Source organism: Pseudomonas sp. H3(2019), from assembly GCF_007713465.1.
Lineage (GTDB): Bacteria > Pseudomonadota > Gammaproteobacteria > Pseudomonadales > Pseudomonadaceae > Aquipseudomonas.
Window position 1 is genome coordinate 108,332 of the sequence record NZ_VMSG01000020.1, and the last position, 24,930, is coordinate 133,261.

Annotated in this window: 25 protein-coding genes and 3 pseudogenes; 13 read left to right on the top strand and 15 right to left on the bottom strand. The window is 58.7% G+C overall.

What is annotated here, in order from left to right:
- Positions 1 to 6: 6 nt before the first annotated feature.
- The gene (locus tag FPT12_RS19905) at positions 7 to 972 is read right to left on the bottom strand and encodes a ribose-phosphate pyrophosphokinase (protein WP_145018926.1); all 966 of its coding nucleotides are present in this window, start codon (positions 970 to 972) and stop codon (positions 7 to 9) included.
- Positions 973 to 1,348: 376 nt separating this feature from the next.
- Between FPT12_RS19905 and FPT12_RS19910 the strand changes: the two genes are divergently transcribed.
- From FPT12_RS19910 to FPT12_RS19920, 3 genes are all read left to right on the top strand, one after another.
- The gene (locus FPT12_RS19910) at positions 1,349 to 2,056 is read left to right on the top strand and encodes a phosphoribosyltransferase (RefSeq protein ID WP_145018929.1); all 708 of its coding nucleotides are present in this window, start codon (positions 1,349 to 1,351) and stop codon (positions 2,054 to 2,056) included.
- A 159-nt stretch (positions 2,057 to 2,215) separates the two neighbouring features.
- Positions 2,216 to 3,652 carry a cytochrome C gene (locus FPT12_RS19915; RefSeq protein WP_256676826.1) on the top strand — a complete coding sequence of 479 codons (1,437 nt, stop codon included), beginning with the start codon at positions 2,216 to 2,218 and terminating at the stop codon, positions 3,650 to 3,652.
- A gap of 40 nt (positions 3,653 to 3,692) precedes the next feature.
- Entirely contained in the window at positions 3,693 to 4,337 is a 645-nt protein-coding gene (locus FPT12_RS19920) for a cytochrome c (RefSeq protein ID WP_256676827.1), read from the top strand.
- A 107-nt stretch (positions 4,338 to 4,444) separates the two neighbouring features.
- On the opposite strand, the gene FPT12_RS19925 is transcribed toward FPT12_RS19920, so the two are convergent.
- The 8 genes from FPT12_RS19925 to FPT12_RS19960 form a co-directional block, all read right to left on the bottom strand.
- A complete protein-coding gene (locus FPT12_RS19925; RefSeq protein ID WP_145018932.1) occupies positions 4,445 to 4,831 on the bottom strand; it encodes a hypothetical protein in 387 nt (128 codons plus the stop codon).
- Positions 4,832 to 4,862: 31 nt separating this feature from the next.
- A complete protein-coding gene (locus FPT12_RS19930; RefSeq protein ID WP_145018935.1) occupies positions 4,863 to 5,444 on the bottom strand; it encodes a Spy/CpxP family protein refolding chaperone in 582 nt (193 codons plus the stop codon).
- A 182-nt stretch (positions 5,445 to 5,626) separates the two neighbouring features.
- Positions 5,627 to 6,172, bottom strand: coding sequence for an Hsp20/alpha crystallin family protein (locus FPT12_RS19935; protein WP_145018938.1), 546 nt, complete (start codon positions 6,170 to 6,172; stop codon positions 5,627 to 5,629).
- 86 nt (positions 6,173 to 6,258) lie between these two features.
- Complete coding sequence (gene arcD / locus FPT12_RS19940; protein WP_145018941.1) at positions 6,259 to 7,752, bottom strand: arginine-ornithine antiporter; 1,494 nt, start codon at positions 7,750 to 7,752, stop codon at positions 6,259 to 6,261.
- A 161-nt stretch (positions 7,753 to 7,913) separates the two neighbouring features.
- A complete protein-coding gene (locus FPT12_RS19945) occupies positions 7,914 to 8,618 on the bottom strand; it encodes a VIT family protein (RefSeq protein WP_145018944.1) in 705 nt (234 codons plus the stop codon).
- Between the two features lie 78 nt (positions 8,619 to 8,696).
- A complete protein-coding gene (locus FPT12_RS19950) occupies positions 8,697 to 9,662 on the bottom strand; it encodes an FAD:protein FMN transferase (RefSeq protein WP_145019006.1) in 966 nt (321 codons plus the stop codon).
- Positions 9,652 to 11,877, bottom strand: coding sequence for a PepSY domain-containing protein (locus tag FPT12_RS19955; protein ID WP_145018947.1), 2,226 nt, complete (start codon positions 11,875 to 11,877; stop codon positions 9,652 to 9,654). The genes FPT12_RS19950 and FPT12_RS19955 overlap by 11 nt, the downstream gene beginning before the upstream one ends.
- Positions 11,878 to 11,902: 25 nt before the next feature.
- On the bottom strand, positions 11,903 to 12,373 hold the full coding sequence (locus tag FPT12_RS19960; RefSeq protein WP_145018950.1) for a DUF2271 domain-containing protein: 471 nt from the start codon (positions 12,371 to 12,373) through the stop codon (positions 11,903 to 11,905).
- A 133-nt stretch (positions 12,374 to 12,506) separates the two neighbouring features.
- Between FPT12_RS19960 and FPT12_RS19965 the strand changes: the two genes are divergently transcribed.
- The 3 genes from FPT12_RS19965 (at position 12,507) to FPT12_RS19975 (ending at position 15,138) form a co-directional block, all read left to right on the top strand.
- Positions 12,507 to 13,166, top strand: a complete 660-nt coding sequence (locus FPT12_RS19965; RefSeq protein ID WP_145018954.1) for a response regulator transcription factor — start codon at positions 12,507 to 12,509, stop codon at positions 13,164 to 13,166.
- Positions 13,163 to 14,494 carry an ATP-binding protein gene (locus FPT12_RS19970; protein ID WP_145018957.1) on the top strand — a complete coding sequence of 444 codons (1,332 nt, stop codon included), beginning with the start codon at positions 13,163 to 13,165 and terminating at the stop codon, positions 14,492 to 14,494. Before FPT12_RS19965 ends, FPT12_RS19970 begins: the two co-directional genes overlap by 4 nt.
- A gap of 134 nt (positions 14,495 to 14,628) precedes the next feature.
- Positions 14,629 to 15,138: a DUF1993 family protein gene (locus FPT12_RS19975; RefSeq protein WP_145018960.1), complete on the top strand. Its 510-nt coding sequence runs from the start codon at positions 14,629 to 14,631 to the stop codon at positions 15,136 to 15,138.
- 66 nt (positions 15,139 to 15,204) lie between these two features.
- On the opposite strand, the gene sstT is transcribed toward FPT12_RS19975, so the two are convergent.
- Positions 15,205 to 16,437, bottom strand: coding sequence for a serine/threonine transporter SstT (gene sstT, locus FPT12_RS19980; RefSeq protein ID WP_145018963.1), 1,233 nt, complete (start codon positions 16,435 to 16,437; stop codon positions 15,205 to 15,207).
- A 326-nt stretch (positions 16,438 to 16,763) separates the two neighbouring features.
- Between sstT and FPT12_RS19985 the strand changes: the two genes are divergently transcribed.
- Positions 16,764 to 17,918 carry an MFS transporter gene (locus FPT12_RS19985; RefSeq protein ID WP_145018966.1) on the top strand — a complete coding sequence of 385 codons (1,155 nt, stop codon included), beginning with the start codon at positions 16,764 to 16,766 and terminating at the stop codon, positions 17,916 to 17,918.
- Between the two features lie 4 nt (positions 17,919 to 17,922).
- Here the strand turns inward: FPT12_RS19985 and nhaR are convergent, their stop codons facing one another.
- Positions 17,923 to 18,822 carry a transcriptional activator NhaR gene (gene nhaR / locus FPT12_RS19990; protein WP_145018969.1) on the bottom strand — a complete coding sequence of 300 codons (900 nt, stop codon included), beginning with the start codon at positions 18,820 to 18,822 and terminating at the stop codon, positions 17,923 to 17,925.
- 151 nt (positions 18,823 to 18,973) lie between these two features.
- Between nhaR and FPT12_RS19995 the strand changes: the two genes are divergently transcribed.
- Positions 18,974 to 19,723 carry a TerC family protein gene (locus tag FPT12_RS19995; RefSeq protein ID WP_145018971.1) on the top strand — a complete coding sequence of 250 codons (750 nt, stop codon included), beginning with the start codon at positions 18,974 to 18,976 and terminating at the stop codon, positions 19,721 to 19,723.
- 86 nt (positions 19,724 to 19,809) lie between these two features.
- Here the strand turns inward: FPT12_RS19995 and FPT12_RS27695 are convergent, their stop codons facing one another.
- A complete protein-coding gene (locus FPT12_RS27695) occupies positions 19,810 to 19,980 on the bottom strand; it encodes a hypothetical protein (protein WP_178098819.1) in 171 nt (56 codons plus the stop codon).
- Positions 19,981 to 20,193: 213 nt separating this feature from the next.
- On the opposite strand from FPT12_RS27695, the gene FPT12_RS20000 reads away from it, so the two are divergent.
- On the top strand, positions 20,194 to 20,868 hold the full coding sequence (locus FPT12_RS20000; protein WP_145018974.1) for a peptidase C39 family protein: 675 nt from the start codon (positions 20,194 to 20,196) through the stop codon (positions 20,866 to 20,868).
- An 81-nt stretch (positions 20,869 to 20,949) separates the two neighbouring features.
- Here FPT12_RS20000 and pbpG read toward each other — a convergent pair whose 3' ends face one another.
- The 3 genes and pseudogenes from pbpG to FPT12_RS20015 form a co-directional block, all read right to left on the bottom strand.
- A complete protein-coding gene (gene pbpG / locus FPT12_RS20005) occupies positions 20,950 to 21,891 on the bottom strand; it encodes a D-alanyl-D-alanine endopeptidase (RefSeq protein WP_145018977.1) in 942 nt (313 codons plus the stop codon).
- A 130-nt stretch (positions 21,892 to 22,021) separates the two neighbouring features.
- A pseudogene (locus FPT12_RS28040) lies at positions 22,022 to 22,222 on the bottom strand (site-specific integrase); the annotation flags it as partial.
- Positions 22,218 to 22,670 carry a hypothetical protein gene (locus tag FPT12_RS20015; RefSeq protein ID WP_371922594.1) on the bottom strand — a complete coding sequence of 151 codons (453 nt, stop codon included), beginning with the start codon at positions 22,668 to 22,670 and terminating at the stop codon, positions 22,218 to 22,220. The pseudogene FPT12_RS28040 and the gene FPT12_RS20015, both read right to left, overlap by 5 nt.
- 349 nt (positions 22,671 to 23,019) lie before the next feature.
- Here FPT12_RS20015 and FPT12_RS28045 point away from each other — a divergent pair.
- The 4 genes and pseudogenes from FPT12_RS28045 to FPT12_RS20035 all read left to right on the top strand — a co-directional run.
- A pseudogene (locus FPT12_RS28045) lies at positions 23,020 to 23,307 on the top strand (lysis protein); the annotation flags it as partial.
- Entirely contained in the window at positions 23,252 to 23,563 is a 312-nt protein-coding gene (locus FPT12_RS20025; protein ID WP_371922595.1) for a group II intron maturase-specific domain-containing protein, read from the top strand. The pseudogene FPT12_RS28045 and the gene FPT12_RS20025, both read left to right, overlap by 56 nt.
- A gap of 83 nt (positions 23,564 to 23,646) precedes the next feature.
- Positions 23,647 to 23,820: pseudogene (locus FPT12_RS20030) on the top strand (transposase domain-containing protein); the annotation flags it as partial.
- 101 nt (positions 23,821 to 23,921) lie between these two features.
- On the top strand, positions 23,922 to 24,638 hold the full coding sequence (locus FPT12_RS20035; protein WP_145018980.1) for an SDR family oxidoreductase: 717 nt from the start codon (positions 23,922 to 23,924) through the stop codon (positions 24,636 to 24,638).
- Positions 24,639 to 24,930: the final 292 nt, after the last annotated feature.

Below are 24,930 nucleotides of genomic sequence, written 5' to 3' on the forward strand. Positions count from 1 at the left end.
GCACGTTCATACGATGCTCAATGATGCAGATTCAGCCAATAACGCGGCCACCAGGGCCGTGCTGTCGAGTACGTGCAAGCGGCGCGTCACACAGTCGGCTGGCAGGCGAAACGGCGGCACGCTGTCAGCGATCACAAGGTGTTCAAACAGTGGCTTGTCGAGCAGATCGGTGCCACCGGTGAACAAACCATGGGTGGCGGCTGCAAACAACCGGGCGGCACCGGCCTGCTGGCAGGCAAGGCCCGCATGCATCAGCGTTTCACCGGTGCTGATCAGGTCGTCGTAAATAATCGCGGTCTTGCCCTGCACTTCGCCGACCAGCAGGGTGCCAGTGAACGTCGCTTGAGCACGGTGCTTTTCCATCAGCGCACCGCCCACCGCGCGTCCCAGTTGCTGCTCCAGGGCCTGGCGAAATTGCTCGGCCCGCTTGGTGCCGCCAGCATCCGGGGAAACCGACACCACCTCGGCGTCGCCGACGATTCCGGCGAAATGCCGGGCGAACAACTCTGTGCACTGCACGTTCCAGGTAGGGATGCGGAACGCATTGTCAAACGCTGCCGGGTTGTGCACCTCCAGGGCCACCAGACGGTCCACGCCACAGGCTTCAATCATGGCCGCCACGTAGCGGGTGATCGTGGGGTCCTGAGGTTGGGTGCGACGATCCTTGCGCCCATAGCAGAGGTAGGGCGTCACGGCCTGCACCTGGCGAGCGCCGGCATCCTTGAGTGCGCCGCAAAAAAACAGCAGGCGACACAGCTTGTCGTGTGCGCTCTGGCGGTCATCCCCATACAAGGAATGGAACACCACGACCTCGCGACCGTTGACCGACTCCAGCGGTCGGCATTTGTGCTCGCCATCTTCATAGTCGCGCTCTTCATGGTGCGCCAGTTGACAGCCAAGCCGCTGCGCGACGCGGCTCGCGTAATGCTCACTGCCTTGCAAGGCAAACAGAAGCGGGCGTTCGGTGAGCATGTATTGGCTCCTTCGAGGCACTCATCGAACACGCCTCGCCTGGACGGCTTACGGTCTACTGCTGTGTAGACCCGACGAGCGCCGGGTTGTGCCATATACGCGCAGATAGCAGTCTCCCGTCGAGAGCCGATGGATTAATCATAGCGCAGGGACTGTGTTGCCGATGGTGGTGACGGGGACTTGATATAAATCAAGGCCGGGGGGACTTCATGGGAGGAACCTGAATAAAAATGGGTGTTGACGCACGGTTGAGCACCTTCCACGCGCTCATGAGCTGGAAAAGCTTCTCGGCAGTACGCCTGAACCTGTCCTGTATCAGGTGCCTTGCAGCGTTCAGGCGGTGTGGATTTGGCCCGATTGCCTCAGGAGGTTCCAAATGACCCAGAGTTCCTCACTGAATACCATCTTGCACGACCGGACTGCTGCCGGTCGAACCTTGGTCGAACCGCTGCTCAAATACGCTCATCGACCCGATGTCATCGTGCTGGCCTTGCCCCGTGGCGGTGTTCCGGTGGCCTATGAAGTGGCCACGGCCCTGGAAGTTCGCCTGGACCTGATGCTGGTCCGCAAGTTGGGTGTTCCGTCCCATCAGGAGTTCGCCATGGGCGCCATTGCCAGTGGCGGCATACAAATTGTCAACGAAGACGCGCTACGGCTTCACCCGATTGATCAGGACACGTTCGAGGCCGTGGTCGCACGGGAAACCCGGGAGCTGTTGCGTCGCGAGCATTTGTACCGCGCAACGCGTGCGCCGGTGGTACTCAAGGACCAGGTGGTGATTCTGGTCGACGATGGCCTGGCGACAGGGGCCTCGATGATGGCCGCGATCCACGCTGTGCGCCTGCAAGCGCCGTCGCGCATTGTCGTTGCCGTGCCCGTGGCGCCGCTTGAGACGGTCGAGGCGCTGCGCACCGAAGTGGATGAGCTGGTGTGTCCGCTGATTCCCGAGTGGCTGATGTCGATCGGCTATTGGTACATGAACTTCACCCAGACCTCGGATGAGGAGGTCATCGATCTTTTGCAGCGAGCCTGGCAACGAGAGTCCAGTACGGGCACTGCCCCTCAGGAGAATTCCGATGCTTGAGTCTCTCCAAAGGATGCAATGCCCCAAGAGACAGTGTCTGCATCACACGCCCGCAGGCCGCTGAATATGACCTGACGCAATGGCGTTGCAGGCTTGAACGGCGAAACGCTCGACTGAACTTGTAAATGGCAAGCGTCTGGCTAGGCTCCATCCAGGGTCATGTCACTTGACAGCCTCATCCCAGAGGGACTTGAAATGTATCCAAAGGACGACGAAGCAGGCGGGAAGAAGGCGGTGGGGCGGTCGTTTTTTTTCAGGTCATTCAGGCGACCGGGAACCCTGTTGGGGGCGCTAGTGCTCCTGCTGCTCTGTCAGTCAGCCCAGGCCCTGCCTTCCTTTGCACGTCAGACAGGGCAAAGCTGCGTTGCCTGTCATGCGGGTGGGCAATTTCCCGAGCTGACACCTTATGGGCGCCTGTTCAAGCTGACGGGTTACACCAATGGCGTCCGAACCAACCCTCTGGCAGCGATGATCGTTGGCGACTTCACCTCAACGCGCAACAACAGCGATGGTGCGGGCAGCTCGATTTCACCCAAAGACAAGCAATTCATCATCGATTACGGCAGCGTGTTCCTCGGTGGAAAAATCACTGACGTCATCGGCGGCTTCGCCCAGTTCACCTACAGCTCGTATGACCACCAGGATGCTTCGGGTAATTGGGTCAGTCACCTGGGCTCGGACAACTTTGACCTGCGTTATGCAGACCGCCGGGTGGATACCTCGAGTGATGTCATCTGGGGGGTTACATTGAATAACAACCCCACGGTTCAGGATGTCTGGAACAGCACGCCTGCCTGGGGCTATCCCTATGTCAGTTCAACCTTGGGCGCCTTCGGCGGGGTCCCGACCTCGACACTGATCGAGGGGGGATTGGCTCAACAGGTGGCGGGTATCGGTGCCTATGTTTATTTGAACAAGTCGTTGTATCTGGAGCTGACCTCCTACCAGACCGCCAAAGACACCTGGCAGTTTCTGAGTCTGGGCAACAAGAAGGGTGACACCTACCATCCGCTGACGTACTTGGATGGCTCAAGCCCTTATGCAAGGCTGGCGTATACCTACGAATGGGGGGCCCAAAACGTGATGGTGGGCGCCTTTGCGCTGAATGCCAAAATTCTGCCCATGGATGACTCCAACAATCCGATCCACGGCCAGGGTAGCACCGAGTACCGGGACGTCGGCTTCGATGGCCAGTATCAGTACCTCCTTGAACCCCATGCTTTCACGGCACAGATACGCTATGTCAAGGAGGAGATCAGGGATGACACCCAGACCCTCTTCGACGGACCTGCAACCCTGCGATCGTTCAAGGTGAAGGGCAGTTATGTGTACCGTTCCAAATATGGTGCGAGTCTGGCGTATACCAATGTCAATGGCAGCTCGGATGCCACGGCGTACCCGGACAGCGCCAACTTTTCACCCGATACACGAATGTGGACGCCAGAGGTGTTCTGGTTACCGATGCAGAACCTGAGGGTCGGGCTCCAATACAACTATTTCACCCGCTATTTGGGCGCAACGAACAACTATGACGGCAATGGCCGTGATGCCAGTGAAAACGACACCACGTATCTTTATATGTGGTACGCGTTTTGATCAGTTGAACGCAGGGGTGTAGACCATGGACGCAGTGGGCATGAAGGCTACTTTCAATCGATCGCATTTTTTTCTTGCCCTCTGCGTGGTTGCGCTCACGGGCTGCACCGGTACGAACGAGCAGGCATCGGAAAAAACCTCGCCCATGCCCGGTATCGCCATGGTCGACAAGGTTTGTTCCATGTGCCATGGGCTGACGGGGGAGTCCATCTCGCCGATGTTTCCCAAGTTGGCCGGCCAGCAAAAAGAGTACCTGAAGTTGCAGCTGGCGGACTTCAAGGGCCATGCACGCAGCGATGTAACCGGGACTCAATACATGTGGGGGTTTACCCATTTGACAGAGACCCAGATCAGCGAACTGGCCGACTATTTTTCCAGTCAGAGCCCCATGAAGGCTGACGACGACAAGCCTGATGCGCGCGGTGAGTTGATCTTTCGCAAGGGCTTGCCTGAGTCGGGCATCGCTCAGTGCAGTTCCTGCCACGGTGCCGACGGCCAGGGCAATGGTCAGTTTCCACGCCTGGCGGGTCAACATGCCTACTACATGATTCGCCAGATCAAGGTTTTTCAACAGACTGACCAGCGCCCGCGTGGCGCCCTGATGAAGCAGGTCACTCATTCACTGTCTGATGCCGATGCCGAAGCTGTCGCTCATTACATTGCGACACTCGGGGCAAAAAAATGAGGGCCTCTGCGGCACCTGCGATGAATCACTGCTGGTGGAGGATTGAGGCGATCCACTCTTTTTCGCCACCAACGTGCCAGATACAGTCTGGAAATCAGCTGCGCCTGTCACTGTATAGGGCCGGAGGGTGTCCCCGGAACCATGCGCCATGCTTCAGGACACTGTCGCACATTGGGGTAGTAGCCCTTGGCTGAAGGGCAGTAATACCAGCTTGGCGCAGGCTGGGTGTTGGGGGGCGCAGCCACCACGGGCGGGTTGGCCGGGTAGTAATAAACAGGGGGTGGGTAGTAGTAAACCGGGTAGGAGGGGTAGTAATACGGACCACGAAGGTACGCACCTTCCCAGCCCAGGCCCAAGCCAAGACCGATGCCCCACCAGAACGGAGCGCCGCCATGACCGCCTCCGTGTCGGTCGGCGTTGGCCGGTAATGCAAGGCTTGTGGCGATCAGGATCGCCCCGATCAGCGCGCAACGTTTTACCGAGTCGATATTCATGATGTCTACCCAATAGCGCAGTGAGTACCGCTTATTGTTTGCTGGTTTCGTCCTGGTCGCCTTCCATTCGGTGTTTGAACATATGCATTGGCATCTGCCCACCTTCATGGCCGGAGAAACGGTGATGCATCACCGTCCAGAACAGGTCGAAAATGGTCTTTTGTTGAGGGTCCAAAACGTCGTAGAAGGTTTTGGTGCGCACCTGAGCCGCATCCAGACGCGCCAACTGCGCCTGCATCCAGACGGTTTGTGCGCGCAAACGCTCTATCCCCCTGGCCATTCTTTGCGGTGTCGTTTGATCAATCAGGGCTTTCGGCGTGCTCGTCGTTTCATCGCCTCCGGGCTTGTCCTTTTCCAGTTGCTGATTGGCATCCGTGATTACCCCCGCGGCCCATGTATCCCACGCTGGCATTTGCTCCGGCTTGAGATTGAGCTTGCCCTTGAGATCATCCAGGGTCTGCTGCGTGTGTTTGACCCAGTCGAAATCCGAGTGATGACTGGACATGCCGCCGGGTGATGACATGGGCGGGTAGGCAAAAACGCTGGTTGATGGCAACAGTAAGGCACTTGCCGCCATCAATATGCATTGGCCGATCAAGCCTGATTTCTTCATCTCCAGCTCCTCTCGATACCGTGGGGGTCAACTCGAGAATAGGAGTCGGTCATAGCGAGAATCTGATCCACATCAGAAAACAGGCATACAAACGGGCAAGCGGATAGACGGGCTGGCAAGGCGGGGGATTTGATGCAAAAAAACCTTGCCGGTTTCCCGGCAAGGGGCAGGGCGGTCATCGGCTATTCGGCTTTGATCGGCACGATTTTTTCCGGTTTCATGGCCTCGGGTTTCTTCGGTAGCGATATGTGCAGCACACCTTTGCTGAAACTCGCTTCAATCTTCTCGGCATCAACGCCTTTGGGCAGGTTGAACACCCGCTCGAAGGAACCGTAGTGACGCTCGGACAAGTGATAGCCCTTTCTATTTTCTTCCTTGTCTTCCTGTTTTTCGCCTTTGATGATCAAGCTGCCGTTGGACAGTTTGATCTCGACATTCTTCTGATCCATGCCGGGCAGTTCGGCAGTTATTTCGAAGCTTTTTTCTTTCTCGGCAATATCCACCGCAGGAATGCTGTGACCGATCAGTTCCCGACGCCAGAGTGGCTCGACATCGAACAGCCCACGGCCGAATGGCGATAATCCCGAAGAACCTCGATTGAAGTCTTCGAACAGGTGGTCGACCTGTTGCCGCAGTTTTTGCAGAGGACGCCACAGTTCAGACGTCACGGGGTGCTGACTGGCTTTGTCTTCGGTATGGACGGGTACTTTTTTTTCGGAGTTGGCCATTTTCAATTCTCCTCCAGGGTGATGTCGGGGTGGACTGCGCCAAACGCCGGCCCACCTCAAGAAAAAACAGATCCTTTCATGTGGCCTTACAAGGCCAGTTTCCCTGACCACAACATCCAGCCGGCGAACGCTGCCGCGGCCCAGATGACGATCAACAGTCCCCACTCGAAGCCGTTCAGCGCTTGACCCTGGCGAGCCCGTTTGGTGGCCAGGTAAATCAACGAGCCGGGGGCATAGAGCAGCGCACTGAGCAGCATGTATTTCGGCCCGGCGGCGTACAGCAGCCACAGGCAATACAGGGTTGCGACCGAGGCAATCGCCATGTCCCGCCCTTGCAGGGCTTTGTGCCCGGCATACGTCGCGCCCTGCCACGTCAGTTTCAACGCATACAGGCCGCTGAACAGGTACGGCAACAGAATCATCGAGGTCGCAAGGGAGATCAGGGCCAGGTAACTGGCACTCGAATACAGCGTCAGCAGCAGGAACAGCTGAATGCAGCCGTTGGTGATCCACAAGGCATTGGCAGGCGCGCCATGGGTGTTTTCCAGGGCCAGCGACCCCGGCATGACCTTTTCCTTGGCCGGTGTGAACACCGACTCTGCCGCCAGCAGCGTCCAGGCGAGCAGGGCGCCGCCGACCGAGATGATCAGGCCGATACTGATCAGCATCGCCCCCCAAGGGCCGGCTACCGCCTCAAGCACACCACTCATCGACGGGTTTTTCAGGGCGGCCAGTGCCGGTTGCCTGAGAATACCCAGTGACAACAGCGACACCGCAATCAGCAGCAACAAGGTGAGGGCAAAACCGATGACGGTGGCGCGTCCCACATTGACCCGTTCCGCCGCGCGGGCAGAAAACACGTTGGCGCCCTCGATACCGATAAACACCCAGACGGTCACCAGCATCGTGCTTTTGACCTGATCCAGGGGGCTGCCCAGTGCCGGTGCGCCCCAGAAATCGACCATAAAGGTTTCGCGCTGGAACGCCGCGATCACCAGGCCGATAAACAGAAGCAACGGAACGATCTTGGCCAGGGTCGTGAGCGCATTGGCCCGCGCTGCGGTGCGCATGCCTCGCAGGATCATCCAGTGCAAGGACCACAGCACCAGGGACGCCGCCGCAATGGCCGCTTTGTTATTGCCTTCACCGAATAGCGGAAAGAAGTAACTCAGCGCCGCGAACAGAATCACCAGGTAACTGACGTTACCGATCCAGGCACTGATCCAGTAACCCCAGGCCGAGTTGAAACCGAGGAATTCGCCGCCCAATGCGCGTGCATAGGCAAACACGCCGTTATCCAGTTCAGGCTGGCGGTTGGACAAGGTTTGATAAACCAGCGCCAGTGACAGCATGCCGACGCCGGTGATCAACCAGCCGATCAGGATCGCGCCGGCACCGGCGCTGGCAGCCATGTTCTGCGGCAGACTGAAAATGCCGCTGCCGATCATCGAGCCGACCACCAGAGCGATCAACAGGCTCAAGGACAGGCGTCTGGGCTCCAGTTGGCGCAAGCTTCCCGCTTCAGGGCGGGGCGAAATGCCTGGAATGGTCGGTTGGGTGCCTTGCACATGCGTTGCCATGGAAGCCTCCACGAGACGAGAAATTTCGCGCTCACCGCGAATACAGTGATGCGAACACTGGTTCTCAATTTCTACGTGAATGACCCGTCGGGATTTGATTTAGATCAGAAGGAGGACAACCAGTCGAATGGACACGGCTGTGAAAGCGCGATTCTGTTTTTTCAACCGACAGCAGCACCAAACGAAATACCGACTGCTGCGGTAATGGCCATCGCCAGTGCGCCCCACAGCGTCACCCGCCATGCGCCGATCAGAAGGTTGGCGCCGCCTGCCTTGGCGGCAATGCCCCCTAAAGCGCCCAGGAAAACCAGTGACATACCGGATATCCACGGGATCACATTGTGCGTCGGTGCGAGGATGGTTACGCCCAGCGGCAATGCGGCGCCCACAATAAAACTGGCCGCCGATGACATTGCCGCTTGCAGCGGTTTTGCGCTGAGCGCTTCGGAAATGCCCAGCTCGTCGCGTGCATGTGATCCCAGTGCGTCGTGTGCCATGAGCTGCGTGGCGACTTGACTGGCCAGCTCGGGTTCAACACCGCGATCCACGTAGATGGCCGCCAACTCCCGGTGTTCGGCAAGCGGCGCTGTCTCAAGCTCTGTTTGTTCGCGCAAAAGATCAGCCCGTTCGGTATCGGCCTGGGAATGCACGGAGACGTATTCGCCCGCCGCCATCGACATCGCGCCCGCCACCAGCCCGGCCACCCCCGTGACGAGTAAGGTGCTGTGGGTGGCATTGGCGGCGGCGACGCCGATCAGCAGACTGGCGGTCGATACAATGCCGTCGTTGGCCCCCAATACCGAGGCCCGAAGCCAGCCGATCCGCTCGTGCTTATGGGATTCAGCGTGTCTGCGAAAGAACTTCATCGTTGAACTCTGCTCACTGTCGTTGAATCGATGCCGATCAAAAAATGCCTGAATACATCAACCGCTGGCCTGGTCGTTTCAGCGAGTTTCAATCTGCGCCTGGAGCCGTCCGGCAACAACCGATATTTCCCTGAACTGCTCACCATCATGTACCACGAACAACGCATCCATGCCGCGCTCCTGCGCCAGTTCGGGACCGGCTTTCTCTCCCAGGACCATCAGCGCGGTGGCCCATGCATCGGCGAGCATGCAGGTGGCAGCGACCACGGTCACGGCCGCGAGTGAGTTGGACAGGGGCGCTCCGAGAGCCGGATCCATCGTATGCGAGTAGTGCCGACCCGCGACCTCGATCCAGTGACGATAGTCCCCGGACGTGGCAATCGCCGCATCGCTGATCTCCATCACCCCCATGACTTCACGAATGCCGCGGCGGGGTCTTTCAATGGCGACGACCCAGGACTCTCCTCCCGGCTTGACCCCGCGCGCGCGCATTTCACCGTCGATCCCCACCAGGTAGTTCGTTATCCCCCAGCCATCGAGGCAACGAGCCATTTCATCCACCGCAAAGCCCTTGGCGATGCCTGAAAGATCAAGGGTAGTCGCTGAGCGTTTGCGGGCCAGGTTGCGCAGTGGATCAATCTCCAGCGCTTGCGTGGCTGGCACGCGCGCCTGACGATCCGAAGCACTGATAGGTGCTGCGCCGGGCTGTTGATCGCCAGGCCCAAAGCCCCAGGCATTGACCAGATCACCCACGGCGATATCAAACGCCCCGTTGGATTGACGACCCACCCGTAGCGCCGTGGCCAGGACGCTGGCCAGCTCCTCGGGTATGGGCAGCCATTGCTGTTCGGCTGCTGCGTTGAGACGGTTGAGCGCGGAATGGGTCTTCCACGTCGACATCTGTTGATCCACCTTGTCGACCGCCGCCAACAGACTCTCGTTGATGGCAGCCTCATCCACCGGTGGCTCGGCGTAAAACACCGCAGTGTAACGGGTGCCCATGGTCTCCCCGTTCAGGCTATGGCGCCGGGGTTCAGTAGACATCTTCACGGTAGCGTCCTTGTGATTTGAGCGTCAGCACATTCAAGCCGAGTGGGGCCAGCACTTCATCCAGGGCGTTCATCACCCCTTTGGCCATCTCGCGACTCCCGCACACCAATACGTGGGCACCTTTTTCAATCAAGCGGCGTAGTGCCAGGGCGTCGGCGATGAGCCGGTCCTGCACATAGCTGCGTTCATGGGATTGGGAGAAGGCGGCGCGCAACCGGGTGAGGCGCTGATCCGCCAGATAGCGGTTGAGCTCGGGTTCATAGAGAAAGTCGGACGCCGGGTGACGTCCGCCCCAGTACAGGTGCATGGGCTGCCTGGCTGTGTTGTTGCGGATAAAACCGGCTAAAGGGCCGATCCCCGTACCGGCACCGATGAGAATCACCGGCTGTTTTCCAGGGCCGGGACGGAACTCGGGGTTGGGCTGTATGAAGGCTTCGATCTGTCCTCCCAGTGGCAAGTCATGCAGCAACCCCGAACACACGCCGTCGGTGTGTTTACGCACACAGATTTCCAGAACGCCGTCATCTGATCCGCTGGCCAGCGAGTAGTAGCGCGGCACCCTGGAGCCGGGCGGCAGCACGCCAACCAGATCTCCGGCCTGGAACCGGGGCAGGCCGTTGCCCTTGAGTTTGTGTTTGAGCTCGCCCGGCGAGTGGGGTGTTGCGACTGCGTTGAAACGTAGTATTTGGGTGGGCGCGTTCACGTGTTCGCCGTACTGTGTGCGATCGATCAACGCCAAGGTCGTGGTCTCCGGCAGCCGCGGGGCGTGTACCAGCGTCAGTTCATGGCCCAGCAACCGGCCAACGGCGCGGCCCCAACGGGTGAATGCTTGGGCGGATTGGCGATTGATGGTTTCAAGTTCCAGCAGCTGCGTCCCGCCTGAAGCAAGCAGAGCCGCCTGAGTGTCCTTGGCAAACTGACAAAATTTCGGGAACTGCCGATCGCCAAATCCCAGTACGGCAAAACCCAGGCCAGGCTTTACGCGGGCATTCGCCAGTCGTTTCAAGAACTGTGAGGCCGAGGCGGGTGCATCACCGTCGCCGGTCGTGGCGGTCAGGATGAACAGCCGTTGGGCGCTGCGATACTCCACCGCAAGCTGGTTCATGGGCGCGGTATGGACCCGGTGGCCGGTCTGATGCAAAGCCTCATGCAAGGTCTTGGCAAAGCCCCAGGTGGTGTTGCTTTCGCTCCCGACCAGAATCACCGTGTCGGCGTTTTGCGCGCCACTGTTGTGACGGATTTTCGGCAGCGACTGACGACGACGCCACCACAGCAGCGCACCGGTGACGCTCATCAACGGCACGCTGAGCGCGCAAATGCCGAGGAACAGGCCTAGCCACCAGAGGCTTTCGCCGGTATGCAGCTGGTAGATGAACTCGTAGGCATCACGCATGGGGTCGTGGGGCACGTAAGACAACAGCGCCCCACTGACGGGATCGACATAACCGTCGCCTTGAGCGGTACTCAACGAAAAGAAATCCTCGGGATGGCCGACGCTGGGGTAGGCCAGCTCGCGCAGGTCGTTCAGGTCAGTCGCCAGGAGTGCTGGCAAGGTCGCGACCGGTGCTGCCGGGCCGCTGCTGAGCGTGCTCGGAAACACTGGCTCGCGTTGCATCCCGTCCGGGATCAGGTTGAAGGTGGTGGCCGACATGTACAGCCCGGTCAACGCGGACAACAGTAAGCCCAGAATCGCCAAGCGCCCGACTTCAGCGTGCCAGCGCTGATTGAAACTGCCACGCAATGGCCGCATCACGCGCCGCCAGCCGCCCAGGCGCTGTGCCAGCAGCGCAGCCCCGGAAATCGACAGTATCAGGATGAACAGCGCGCCGATGCCGGCTGCCGCATGCCCCGGCGTACCTGACAGCAATGACCGGTGCAGGTCTTTTACCCAGCGGGTGAACGCGGAGGGCGTATAGCGCGCAACACCTGCTCCGGTCAGCGGGTCGACGCGCTCGGCAGCGGTCTGACCGTCCTGGGTGAAATACACGATGACTGAACCCGAGGGGGTACGGCGGATTTTTTCGACCCCGGGGTAGTGGTTCGCCACTCGACCGGCCAACTCGGCAACGTTCATCTGACCGGATGCAGGTACTGTCGCGTTCAGTCTTTCCAGGGCCGGATTGATCGACAGGATCGCGCCGCTGATCGCCAGCAGCATGACCAGCAGGGCCGCGACAAGGCCGGGCAGTGAGTGAAACTGGCGTAGCATGGTCAGCCTCCAAGGGGTGCCGGTGTCACATGTCGTAGGTAAAGGACTCGATGTAACCGCTGCCGGTCGAAGGTTTTCCCGCACCTTGGGTGGTCAATGGCACGGCAATATCGGAGCGGGCCTCACGTTGATTTTCGACAGCGCTGTCGACGTGGATCTGATAGCCGGCATCCATCAGCGTGTCTGCCAGCTCAACACTCACTTTCAGGGTGCGCCCGCTACCGACGCTGGCGCCGCTGACCCCGTCAAACTCGCTGGGGTTCAAGCCGCTGCCGCGAGCCCAGTCGGATAAATGCCTGTAGTACTTGGCCTTTCTGCCGGCCACCCACAGGGTTTTTTGGTATTTACCATTGGCGTCGGTCAGGTAAAACGCCAGGTACGCGTCATTGCCGTCGTAGTTTTTCAGCCGGGTGGTCAGGGTGACTTCCCGCGCCTGGGCCAACCCCGGCAGCGCAATGGCGGTGGCGAGACAAATCGCAGCAGTCAGCTTTTTCATGGTGGATTTCCCGTTCAAGCGTTGTGGCTGAATCCTGCGCCTGTAAGCTGACAGCAACCTGAAGGGTGATTCAGGCCTTTGTCAGGTTCGTCAGCCAAGGTGTTGTACGGCGAACCATCACAGGAGGGTGTCGATGCGGGTTTTATTGGTTGAGGACGCTGTGGGGCTTGGCGAGGCAGTACGTGAGCAACTCGCGGATGACGGCCACGCGGTGGATTGGGTGCAGCGCCTCGATCACGCTCAGACCAGCGTGCGAACGACGGGTTATGACCTGATCTTGCTTGACCTGATGCTGCCGGACGGGCGAGGGCTGGATTTTTTGCGCCAGCAACGCGGGGCAGGGGACGTCACACCAGTGATTATTCTCACCGCTCGGGACCAGATATCCGATCGCATCGAGGGCCTGAATGCGGGGGCTGACGACTATCTGGTCAAACCCTTTGATCTCTTCGAGTTGTCCGCCCGAGTCGCGGCGGTAGCGCGGCGCTACAGTGGTAATCCCAATCCGCAGATCAAAGTGGGCGGGCTGCAGATCGACATGACCGCTCGCACGGTTCTGCGCGCCGGCATGCCGGTGGACCTCACCGCTCGCGAGTGGGCATTGTTCGAAGCCTTCATCCAGCGCCCTGGCGCGTTGTTATCGAAATCCCAGCTGGAAGATCGCCTGTATGCATTCGGCGCCGAAATTGAAAGCAACACCATCGAGGTCTATATCAGCCGTCTGCGCAAGAAACTGGGCCGCGAGATGATTGAGACTGTCCGTGGGATGGGCTACCGGTTGATGCCGGTATGAGGCCGGCCTCGAGTCTGCAAAAACGCCTGGGGTTGGGACTGACGCTGGGCATGACCCTGCTGTGGCTGGGGGCGACCGTCGGCGCCTGGGTCGTGGTGCAACATGAATTGAACGAGGCCTTCGACAGTGCACTGGAGGAGACGGCGCAGCGAATCCTGCCCTTGGCCGTGCTCGAAATCGGCAGCCGTGACGAGCCTCGCCAGGCTCGGCATATTGCACCGCTCAAAGTGCGCAAAGAATACCTGACGTACCTGGTCCGGGATGCCCGGGGCGAGATACTGATGCAATCGCATGATGCCGACCCTGACATTTTCAATCCGCTGCCGGTGGAGGGCTTCACCACCACTTCCAGGTACCGTTTATACGGGACCAGCGCTCCGCGCGAAGGCGTTTTTATCGAGATGGCCGAGCCCTTGGCCCATCGACGCGAAGCCGCTCAGGAGGCCTTGCTCGCGTTGCTCCTGCCGTTGCTGGCACTGATTCCGATCAGTTTGTTGGGCACCTGGTTGTTCGTACACGTCAGCCTGCGCAGCGTTCGGGCGTACCGTCGGGCCATCGAGACGCGCGGGGTCGGTGACTTGTCCCCTATCAAGGTGGATCGATTGCCGGCGGAAATCGATCCGTTGGCCGAGGCGGTCAACCATCTGATGGAGCGACTGCGCAAGGCACTGGAGATGGAACGCAGCTTTACCGCCAACAGTGCCCATGAGCTGCGCACCCCGTTGGCGGCGACGCTGGCACACATTCAGCGGTTACGCCGCGAGGCGCCAGAGGGCCCGCTTCAAGTGCGCGCCGCGAAGATCGAGGCCTCTCTCCAGGCGCTGACGCGACTCTCGGAAAAGCTGATGCAACTGGCCAAGGCCGAAGGCGGTGGGCTTCTGTCCGAAGTCCCGCAAGACCTCATTCCCGTATTGGCGCATGTGGTGGATGAGTGCAATCACGCGGCCGGTCAGCGGGTTCATCTGGTTCTGCCCGCCGTGCACAGCGTGCTGTCGGCAATTGATCCTGACGCTTTTGCCATTCTTGTGCGCAACCTGATCGAGAACGCGATGAAGCACGGCGCGCCGGATCAACCCATTGAGGTGAGCCTTTCCAGTCAGGCACTCCTGAGGGTGGTCAATGCCGGTCCGGTGGTGCCTGAGCCGATATTGAAACGCCTGACCGAGCGTTTTGTGCGAGGTGAAAGCGGCACTGAGGGTTCAGGGCTTGGCCTGGCCATCGCGCTGACGATTGCCCAAGGCGTCAACGCGACGATGGCGCTCATGTCGCCCGCGACGGGTAAACAAGACGGCTTTGAAGTCATCGTGCAGTTTGTTCGGGGGCGCTAGGGGGAGCGGATGCGCTTGCCGGTCGGTTGGTGGTTCTGCGGGATCAAAGACACGCCGCACGGCGCTGCAAGCAGGGCTATAATCGCGCCCACGTTTCACTCCTTTCACAACTCCCTCCACCCTACGAGACTGCCATGACTATTTCTCTGTACGCTGCTTCCGTTCCGGTCTTCAAGCAAATGCTCAACGCGTTGAGCGATGTTCTGAACAAGGCCGAAGCTCACGCCACGGCAAAAAACATTGACCCGAATGCCTTCCTGCAAGCGCGTCTGTACCCGGACATGTTCCCGCTGGTGCGTCAGGTGCAGATCGCCGTTGATTTCGCCAAAGGCGTTTCTGCCCGTCTGGCCGAAGTCGAACTGCCGAAGTACGACGATACCGAAGTGACCTTCGCCGAGCTGCAAGCCCTGCTCACCAAGGTGCTGGCCTTCATCGACGGCATCAAGCCTGAACAAATCAACGGCAAGGAAGGTATCGAGATCGTTACCCGCCCAGGCACCCCGAAAGAAAAACGCTTCAGTGGCCAGGCTTACCTGCTGACCTACGGCCTGCCGCAGTTCTTCTTCCACGTCACCACCGCCTACGCGATCCTGCGTCACAACGGTGTTGAAGTCGGCAAGCGCGATTACATGGGCGCGTTCTAAACCCGCCAGCAACAAAAAACCCGCCAAGGTGTGAACCTTGGCGGGTTTTTTTGTGAGGGTGGTTTGTTACGCGGCTTGTACGGTTTTCTCTTCCTGGGCCAGGCAAGCCGCCGCGGTAAACAGCACGTCGGTGGAGGAGTTCAGCGCGGTTTCTGCCGAGTCCTGCAACACACCGATGATGAAGCCGACGGCCACCACTTGCATGGCGATCTCGCTCGGAATGCCAAACAGGCTGCACGCCAGCGGAATCAACAGCAGCGAACCACCGGCCACACCGGAAGCGCCGCAGGCACAGATCGCCGCGACGACGCTGAGCAACACAGCCGTCGGGATGTCCACGGCAATCCCCAGCGTGTGCACGGCTGCCAGGGTCAGCACCGTGATGGTGATCGCGGCACCGGCCATGTTGATGGTCGCCCCCAGCGGAATCGAAACCGAGTAGGTGTCTTCATGCAGGCCCAAGCGCTTGCTCAGTTCCAGGTTGACCGGAATGTTTGCCGCCGAACTGCGGGTGAAGAACGCGGTGATTCCGCTTTCCCGCAGGCAGGTCAGCACCAGCGGGTAAGGGTTGCGGCGCAGTTTCCAGAAGACGATGGCCGGGTTCATCACCAACGCCACGAACAGCATGCAACCCAGCAATACGGCCAGCAGATGCAGGTAACCGATCAGCGCGCCGAAGCCCGAGGTGGCCAGCGTGGAGGCGACCAGGCCGAAGATCCCCAGTGGAGCAAAACGAATCACCAGGCGCACGATCACCGTGACGCCGTTGGACAGGTCGCCGAGCACGGTGCGGGTGGTTTCGCCAGCATGGCGGATGGCGATGCCCATGCCGATTGCCCACGCCAGAATGCCGATGAAATTGGCGTTCATCAGCGCGCTGATCGGGTTGTCGACCACGCTCAGCAGCAGGCTTTGCAAGACTTCGGAGATTCCGCCGGGCGCGCTGATCGCCACGTCATGGGTGGACAGCACCAGGCTCGAAGGGAACAGGCTGCTGGCCACCACCGCGACCACGGCTGCGGCAAAGGTGCCCAGCAGATACAGGAACAGAATCGGCTTGATGTGGGTTTCCTGGCCGTGTTTGTGGTTGGCGATCGAGGCCATCACCAGCACGAACACCAGAATCGGTGCGACGGCTTTCAGTGCCGAGACAAACACTTTGCCGATGAACGCGGTGGATTTCGCCACCTCAGGCGCAAACAGTGCCAAGGCAATACCGGCGATCAGGCCAATGACGATTTGCGTGACCAGGCTGGTGTGTTTGAGTCTTTGCAAAAGAGTAGGCGGAGCAGCAGTCATAGCGGTATCTCTGATTTTTTTAAGGTGCCGTGAATCGAGAAACCCGGTCAGCAACAAACGGGCAGACTGTCCGGGCAAGCGCACATTGCGTCATCTGCGTTGGCGAGTGAGCAAGGTTGAACTTTTTTGCGGGCGCGGACTTTATCACAGCGTAGTCGTGATCCTTCAGACCTGTGACGATCTGCCACCCGAGTGTTTAAACCGATATGTCAGGTTCGTGCCAGCGCTGTCGGACACACTCTGTTAAGCTTCGCCATCCACTTTTTCATCTCCCCTCAGTGAGCCCTTGGGCTGTCGCTGGCGTTGTCGTTTTCTGGAGTTACCCCATGCTGTTGCCCATCCTGTTGTTGTCAGCCGCCGGTTTCACCGTGCTGACCACAGAGTTCATCATTGTCGGTCTGTTACCGTCGATCGCTCGCGACCTCGACGTCAGCGTTTCCCAGGCGGGACTGCTGGTGACCTTGTTCGCGTTTACCGTTGCCGCCTTCGGACCCTTCCTGACTGCGTACTTCGCGCGGTTTGAACGTCGGCGTCTGTTTATCAGCGTGCTGATCATGTTCGGGCTGGCGAACACCCTGGCGGCCATGGCGCCGAATATCGGTGTGATGGCTGTCGCGCGGCTGATACCGGCGCTGGGTTTGCCGGTGTTCTGGGCGCTGGCCAGTGAAACGGCGGTGGACATCGTCGGGCCGGACTATGCCGGGCGGGCGATTGCCAAGATCGGTTTCGGGATTGTCTGCGCGACCGTGTTCGGGATTCCCGTCGGTACATTGATTTCCGATGCGTTCGGCTGGCGCACGGCGTTCGGCATTCTCGCGGTCATTGCCTTGGCCAAGGCGCTGCTGCTGTTTATCTATTTGCCGAAAACCAACCTGCACAACCAGCAGGTGAGCTTGCGTTCACAGTTCAAGATTCTGCGCAGCCCACTGATGCAGGGGCATGTGCTGTTGTCGATTCTGGTGTTCAGCGGGATGTTTACCGCTTACACCTACCTGGCCGACATCCTTGAACGGCTGGCCGGTTTCAACGGCACCGTGGTCGGCTGGTGCCTGATGGGCTTTGGTGCGGTCGGGCTGATCGGCAACTCGCTGGGCGGGCGCATGGTCGATCGCCATCCATTGATCGCGTCGATGGTGTTCTGTGGCTTCATGATTGGCGGCATGGTGGCTCTGGTGCCGAGTATCCATTCGACGCTGGGACTGGCCGCGGCGATGGGTATCTGGGGCGTGACTCAGGCCGCATTGTTCCTGGTCAGTCATGTGCGCTTGATGAAAGCCGCCCCGCAAGCGCCAGCCTTTGCTGCGTCGCTGAATATCGCCGGGGCCAATCTGGGGATTGGCCTGGGGGCGATGGTTGGTGGGCATGTGATCGACACCTTGGGCCTGGGCAGCCTGGGGTTTGCGGCGGCCGGTTTTATCCTGGTGTCGATTGTATTGGCATTGTTGCTGATGAAGGTCAAAGCCCCGGCCGTCTGCGCCTGAGGCTTCAAAGCGCGGTAAACAGCTCGCGTCGGGCACCTTCGGTAATCGCGACAATGCCGGGGTGCTTGACCTTGCGCTCGACCGAGATCGCGTAAAACGACTCGGTCACGGTATCGGTCTGCCCGATCAACTCGACGCCATACTGGCGTCTCACTTCATCGGCAATCACGCTCGGGGCGATGAAAATCCCGCTACCGGATTGGCCGAACGCCTGCATCAAGGCGCTGTCATCAAACTCACCGACAATGCGTGGCTGAATCTGCTGTTCGGCGAACCAGCGCTGCAAGCGGCTGCGCACCACGGTTTCCTGTCCTGGAATCAGCAGGGGCGCGCCGTGCAGGCAACGCGGGAAGTCTTGGCCATAGCGTTGCGCAAGCGCCTTCGTGGCGAAAAAACTGATGCCGCATTCGCCGAGCTTCTGGCTGTAACCCTTGATGTCCAGGTGCGACGGCATCGGGCTGTCGGAGATCACCAGGTCCAGCCGCTGAATGGCCAGATCGGCCAGCAAGCGCTCCAGTTTGTCTTCGCGACAGGTGATGCGTAGCGGCTCAGTCAGCTCCATGGTCGGTGCAATCAGGCGATAGACGATGGATTTTGGCACCACATCGGCGACACCCACCCGAAACAGAATCTGCTGTTCATTGGGCTGCGCCCGGAGCATGGCCTCCAGCTCGCCACCCAGCTGAAACATCTGCTCGGCGTAAGGCAGCGTCTGCCGTCCGGCCTCGGTCAGTTCAAGTTGCCGGCCAACCCGCTGAAACAGCTCTATCCCATAGGTTTGTTCGAGCAGACTGATCTGCCCGCTGATGGTCTGCGGAGTCAGGTTCAATTGCTCGCACGCACGCACGATGCTGCCGGTTTTGGCCACGACCCAGAAGTAATGCAATTGCCGATAATTGAGCATGCGTTTTGCCGATTCGTAAAAACCGAAGTATAGCTGCTAAAAATACGAATTTTCCTGAAGTGTTTGCCTCCTTAGAATGCCTCGCTATCGACGGGCCACTCCCTTGGCCAAGTCTGTTCCATTCCGTCTAATACCGAGTCAGGACTGACCCATGGACTATCTTTTACAACTTGCAGCAAGCCCTACAGCCTGGGTCGCCCTGGCTACGTTGATCGTGATGGAAATCGTGCTCGGCATCGACAACCTGATCTTCATCTCGATCCTGACCAACAAGCTGCCCGTGCAGCACCGTGCCAAGGCACGCCGGATCGGTATCAGCATGGCGTTGGTCCTGCGTCTGGGCTTGCTGAGTACCATCGCGTTCATCGTGCAACTGACGGAGCCGGTGATTGAACTGTTCAACCACGCGTTTTCGTGGAAAGACTTGATTCTGATCGCCGGTGGTCTGTTCCTGTTGTGGAAGGCGACCACTGAAATCCATCACAGCATGGACCCGTCACCGGAAGATCCGAAAACGCAAACGTCCGGCGTGACATTGGGTTTTGCCGCAGCAATCGGTCAGATCCTGATGCTTGACCTGGTGTTTTCCATCGACAGCATCATTACCGCTGTCGGCATGACCGAGCATTTGCCGATCATGATCATCGCGGTGCTGGTGTCGGTGATGGTGATGTTGCTGGCGGCTGAGCCTCTGGCCAGGTTCATCAACGACAACCCGACGGTGGTGATGCTGGCCCTGGGCTTCTTGATCATGATCGGTATGACCCTGATCGCCGAAGGTTTCGGTGCCCACGTACCGAAAGGCTATATCTATGCGGCCATGGCATTCTCGGCAACGATTGAGGGGCTGAACATGTTGTCGCGTCGGGCCCGGGAGAAGCGGCTAACTGCTGAAGCGTAAGCGGTAAGGTAAAAACGCAACGGTCGTCTGCATTCGAAAGCGTGCAGACGGCCGTTTTGATTTGTGGTGGATTTCAACCGAATCGATCAGTGCGCTGTAGCGTGGTGCCGGGCAGGTTTCTCGGCTTTGCCAGGTGCCGAAGGTGGAATGTAGGCATGATGGTGTCTGCGGGTAATGCGCAGCACCCCCCACAGCATGGCGGCGGCAACGGCCAGCCAGCCACCGATCAGCATCAGGATTATCATCGTCAGGCTCATTCAGTGCCTCCTCTTTGCCCTGCTTCGGGCACACACTCTGTGCAAGGGTCAGTCTAGTCGCTGATGTGTTGCAGGCAATTGACCAAAGGTCGTGAGTCTCCAACCAGTTCGTTCTATCCGCTGCACGTGACTGCCGTTAAAGGCTATACCGCTGCTATGATCATGGGCGAAGCCAGGAGACCGATTGCCCGGCGCCTGAACAAGTGAGTGATGATGTTGCCAGTACTTCCCCGATTCCGCTGCGCCTTGCTGGCCGCGGCCTGCGTCTTGAGCCTGGCCGGTTGTGCCGGGAGCGTGCAACCTGAAATCCAGCGTCTGCCTGAGCGCGTCGAGCTCAGTGGCATGCCGTTTTACCGTGGCGAAGCCTACCAAAGCGGACCGCAATCCCTCGCTAGCATGCTTTCCCAGCAAGGCATCGTGATTACCCCGGGGCTGCTCGACAAGCCGCTGCATTTGCCGGGCGCCGAGGCGCAGTTGCAGCAGAATATGCAGAACCTGGCGCGTGAATACGGGATGGTCGTGTATCCGCTGGACAGCAATCTGCCGGCGCTGTTGACCCAGGTCGCGGCGGGTTACCCGGTGTTGCTGCGCTTCAGTGAGGGTTCGGCATTCTGGAAAGAGCCGAGGTACGCGATTCTCGCCGGCTACAACCGTCACAAGCAGACGGTGCTGCTGCGTTCCGGAATGGACCGCCGTTTGCTGATGAGCTTCACGTCGTTTGAATCGGCCTTCCAGAACGCTGGCGGTTGGGCGGTGCTGATTCAGGGGCCGACCCAGATTCCGGCCAAGGTTGATTCGCAGCGCTGGCTCAAAGCCGCTGACGAACTGGCTCGGGCTGGGCAGGAACAGGCGGCAACCAATGCGACCAAAGCACTGGCTGCCCATTAATCGAGCCGAATAAAAACGGCGCCTTGAGGCGCCGTTATCGATAAAGGCCCCGACTCGCGTCGCGGGCTTTTTTTCGTGCGCTTATTTGCCGGTCTGCGCCATGCCGCTCCCTTGGCGATGCTGCAGGTTTTTCTCGGCTTTGTATTGCAGGGCAACACTCGGCGCGGAAGTGCTCTTGCCGGTTTCAACCCACTGACGAATCCGTGCAGCGTCGGCGAAGTGGGTGTATTTGCCGAAGGCATCGAGAATCACCAGCGAAACCGGGCGATTACCCATGCTCGTCACCAATACCAGGCAGTGGCCGGCCTGATTGGTAAAGCCGGTCTTGGTCAGCCTGATGTCCCAGTCGGCCTTGTTGATCAGGTGGTCGGTGTTGTGAAAACCCAGGGAGTAGTTGGGTTTGCGGAACGTCACGGTTTTTTCCTTGGTCGTGCTCAGTTGGCTCAGCATCGGATACTTGCGTGCAGCCTGGAGCAATTTGCTCAGGTCGCGGGCCGTGGAAACGTTGTGGACTGACAGGCCGGTCGGTTCGACGTAATGGGTGCTGGTCATGCCCAGCGCCCTGGCTTTGGCGTTCATTGCCGCGATAAAAGCTGCGTAACCGCCTGGGTAGTGGTGGGCCAGGCTCGCGGCAGCGCGATTTTCCGAGGACATCAGTGCAATCTGCAGCATTTCCCTGCGCGACAGTTCGCTATTGAGTTTGACCCTGGAGAACACACCTTTCATTTCCGGGGTTTGGCTGATCGACACGGAAATGTATTCGTCCATGTTCTGCTTGGCGTCCAGCACGATCAGCCCGGTCATCAATTTGGTCACCGAGGCGATCGGCACGATCACGTCCGGGTTGCTGGCATAGATGACTTTGTCTGTTTGCAGATCGATCACCATCGCACTGCCGGAGGCGATGCGCAGTTGTGAGGTGTCTCGAGGTGCCGCGGTGGTTTCACGTGCGTAGACGTTTGAGGTGACAAGAGGGCCTGTAAGTACAAAAAATAGGCTCAGGATAGATAGGCGGATTTTCACGCGGGCGGACTCGGTAAGAAATGAATATGCCGTTCTGCAACGGGCTTTCTGGGTGAAACGTAACATTTTATGAGTATGTGCTATGAAAGCGAAAGGCGCCCGTGGGGCTGGGGGGAAAGGTGAAATATATTTAATGCTGTACCATTTTTGTACCAATCCGGCTTTCCAGCTTCCCAATCTCTGACCAGTCGGTGGTGGAGCTCAGCCAGCGAGCATATGTCGACAACAATACCTGGACGCTGTGACCCAGTTGTCCGGCGATGAACGCGGGGTTCATGCCTGCCATTAGGCACATCGCAGCGTACGTATGTCGGCAGTTATATTGGCTACGCGGCGAACTCGAAGTAAGCCGCATGGATTTGCCTGGCTCTCGATGTGAAGTTGGCATACATCCACTCGATGACGGCATCCGGACGCCTTTCAGTACCTCGACCAGCTCTTCGGTCAGTGCGCTCTTCCCGGCCAATCTCCCAAAAGCGCGTTCCCCAGTGGTCGGACGGTGGCGGGTTGGAGTTCTGCGCGCCGAGGGTCGGCGCGCCAACGGTGGAGTCCGGCAGGTCGCGCTTGTAGGCGTTGTCGCCGTCGATGCTGAGGCCGCGTCGACGCAGGGTCGAAACCACTTCGTTCAGGTCGAGGCCTTTGTCCTGCAGCAGGATGTCGAGTTCTGGTTTTTCCGGGGTGTAGATGGTCAGGCTAAGCTTGGCGCCAACCGGGAGACTGGCGCTGATCTTCTCCAGCGCATCGCTCGCTGTTTCATGGAAGCGGTTCAGTGCGGACAAAACGATTCCTCGCCCGCCGTTCACCGGCAGGCCGAATATATAACTTTGAAGGTCTAAATTGGTTGGTGTATCGTTTCAGCTGTTCACCCAGCCACATGACTCTTTACCGGCCCACGGATGGCGAGGTCATGTGTGCAGGGCGAACACTATTTCTTGCCTGCCGTTCACCGGCAGGCTGGTAGGTGGAAGAGGGGTTAGGCGCCCTTGAATGGGACGACGTTTTCGAGTTCTTGCTTGACGCCACCAGCATTGCGAAATGCTGTCCACTCGGCGTGGTGGGCATCCGGATACCGTGTTCGAGGAAGGGCTGCGCAGGGCTCTGCTGTGAATGCGGCGGCGTGGAAGCTGGGAGCAATCGAAACTTCACGGCGAGACCCGGAATGAGCTGACCCAGACGGCCGTTACCCAGCAGCGCACCGAGCCAGATAAACGCCTGGCGCTCGAGCAGCGCCTTGCAGCCAGCGACCAAACCCACTACGAGGCTTTGGTCCATGCTCAAAAAGACCAGGCTCGTCTGCGTGATCGCCTTGCTACTTCCGATCTACGGCTGTCAGTCTTCATCGACGCAGCGGATTCAGCCAGTGGTTGCACAGTGCCAGCCGCTAGACACGATCAAACACTGGCGCATCCATCGATCCACGACGGATGACCTGAGGGATTTTTCTCGCAGGTACAATGCTGTGATTCGAGGATGGATCGAATACTACGGTAAATTCTGGTACAGAAACTTCAGCTATCGATTGTGGAGCGCGTTGCAATCGCGACTGCTCAAATGGATGAAGAGCAAGTACCGAATCTCTATACGTCAAGCGGAGCATCGGCTGCGTCTTGTTCGAAAAGAGAATCCGGAGCTGTTCGCACATTGGTATTTACTACGTGCATCGAATGTGTGATCAAGAGCCGTATGACGGGAGACTGTCACGTACGGTTCTGTGAGCAGCCGAGGGGGGGGAATTCCTTTCGGCTGACTCGACTCGCAGGGTCGTTACGCAGCGGTAAACGCGCGGCTGCGATCATGAGTTTGATCCAGTCTGCGCGACTCAACGGGCATGATCCGTATGCTTATTTGAAAGACGTTCTCACGCGCCTGCCGACGCAGCGGGCGAGTGAAATCGATCAGTTGCTGCCGTACAAATGGGCACTCGTTTAATCTCAAGGTATGTTGACGGGCTCTTGGTGCCCTGAGCAGCATAGAAATCACAAGATAGATTGTGCTATCTATATATTTACATTAAGCACAGATGAGTACGTATGAAAAGCGGGCAGACAGTACTTATTACAGGCGCGACCAGAGGAATAGGCCGAGCCCTAAGTTTTAGTCTAAGAGACTTAGGGTGGAATGTGATCGGCATCGCTAGGCATCCCACTGAAAATTTTCCTGGAAAGTTGTTGCTCTGCGATCTGGCAGATATTCAACAAACGGATAAAGCTCTTTCAGAATTGCTAAAGGAATTTTCAATAGATGCAATCGTCAATAATGCAGGCATTGCTGCACCACAAAGTCTCGAAACCCTAGATCTGGCGACCCTCCAAGCTGTCTTAGACCTGAATGTCCGAGCTTCGGTGCAGATTGCGCAGGCATGCTTGCCATCCCTTAAACGCTCTACTGCCGGACGTATAGTGAACGTGTGTAGTCGGGCAATTTACGGAGCCCGTGATCGAACGTCTTATGCCGCAGCCAAAAGCGCGTTGGTAGGCATCACTCGCACCTGGGCACTTGAGTTAGCACCTCTCGGCATCACCGTAAATGCCGTAGCTCCGGGCCCGATAGAGACCGAGCTTTTTCGAAAAACAAGACCTGCGGGTGGGGACGAGGAGCGTAAAATACTTTCGACAATTCCTATGCAGCGGCTAGGCAGTCCGTCGGAGGTTGCGTCGTTGATTGCGTTTCTCCTGAGTGATGGGGCCTCCTACATCACGGGTCAAGTGATTGGTGTCGACGGCGGAGGAAGTCTCGGCGGTCGATAAGGCTATTCGGAGTTTCGACCTGAGTGCGACCTCGGGAACATGTGTTGGCCGGATGGTTACCGATGGTCATCAAGGAAGGAATGGAGAACCACGACGCAGCGTTCCGGCCAAGTTCGAAGAGCTTTGGGATTGGATCAATCAACCCTCGTCCGAAACATCCAGCGGCATGGTATTACAAAGATCGTTAGCTACGGGAAGTGATTTCACTACTGATGGGGCAAGCGTTACCGAGTGCCCCATGAACGAGCCCCATGAAAGACAGGACACCGTTTCCCCCTTACGATAAGGGATA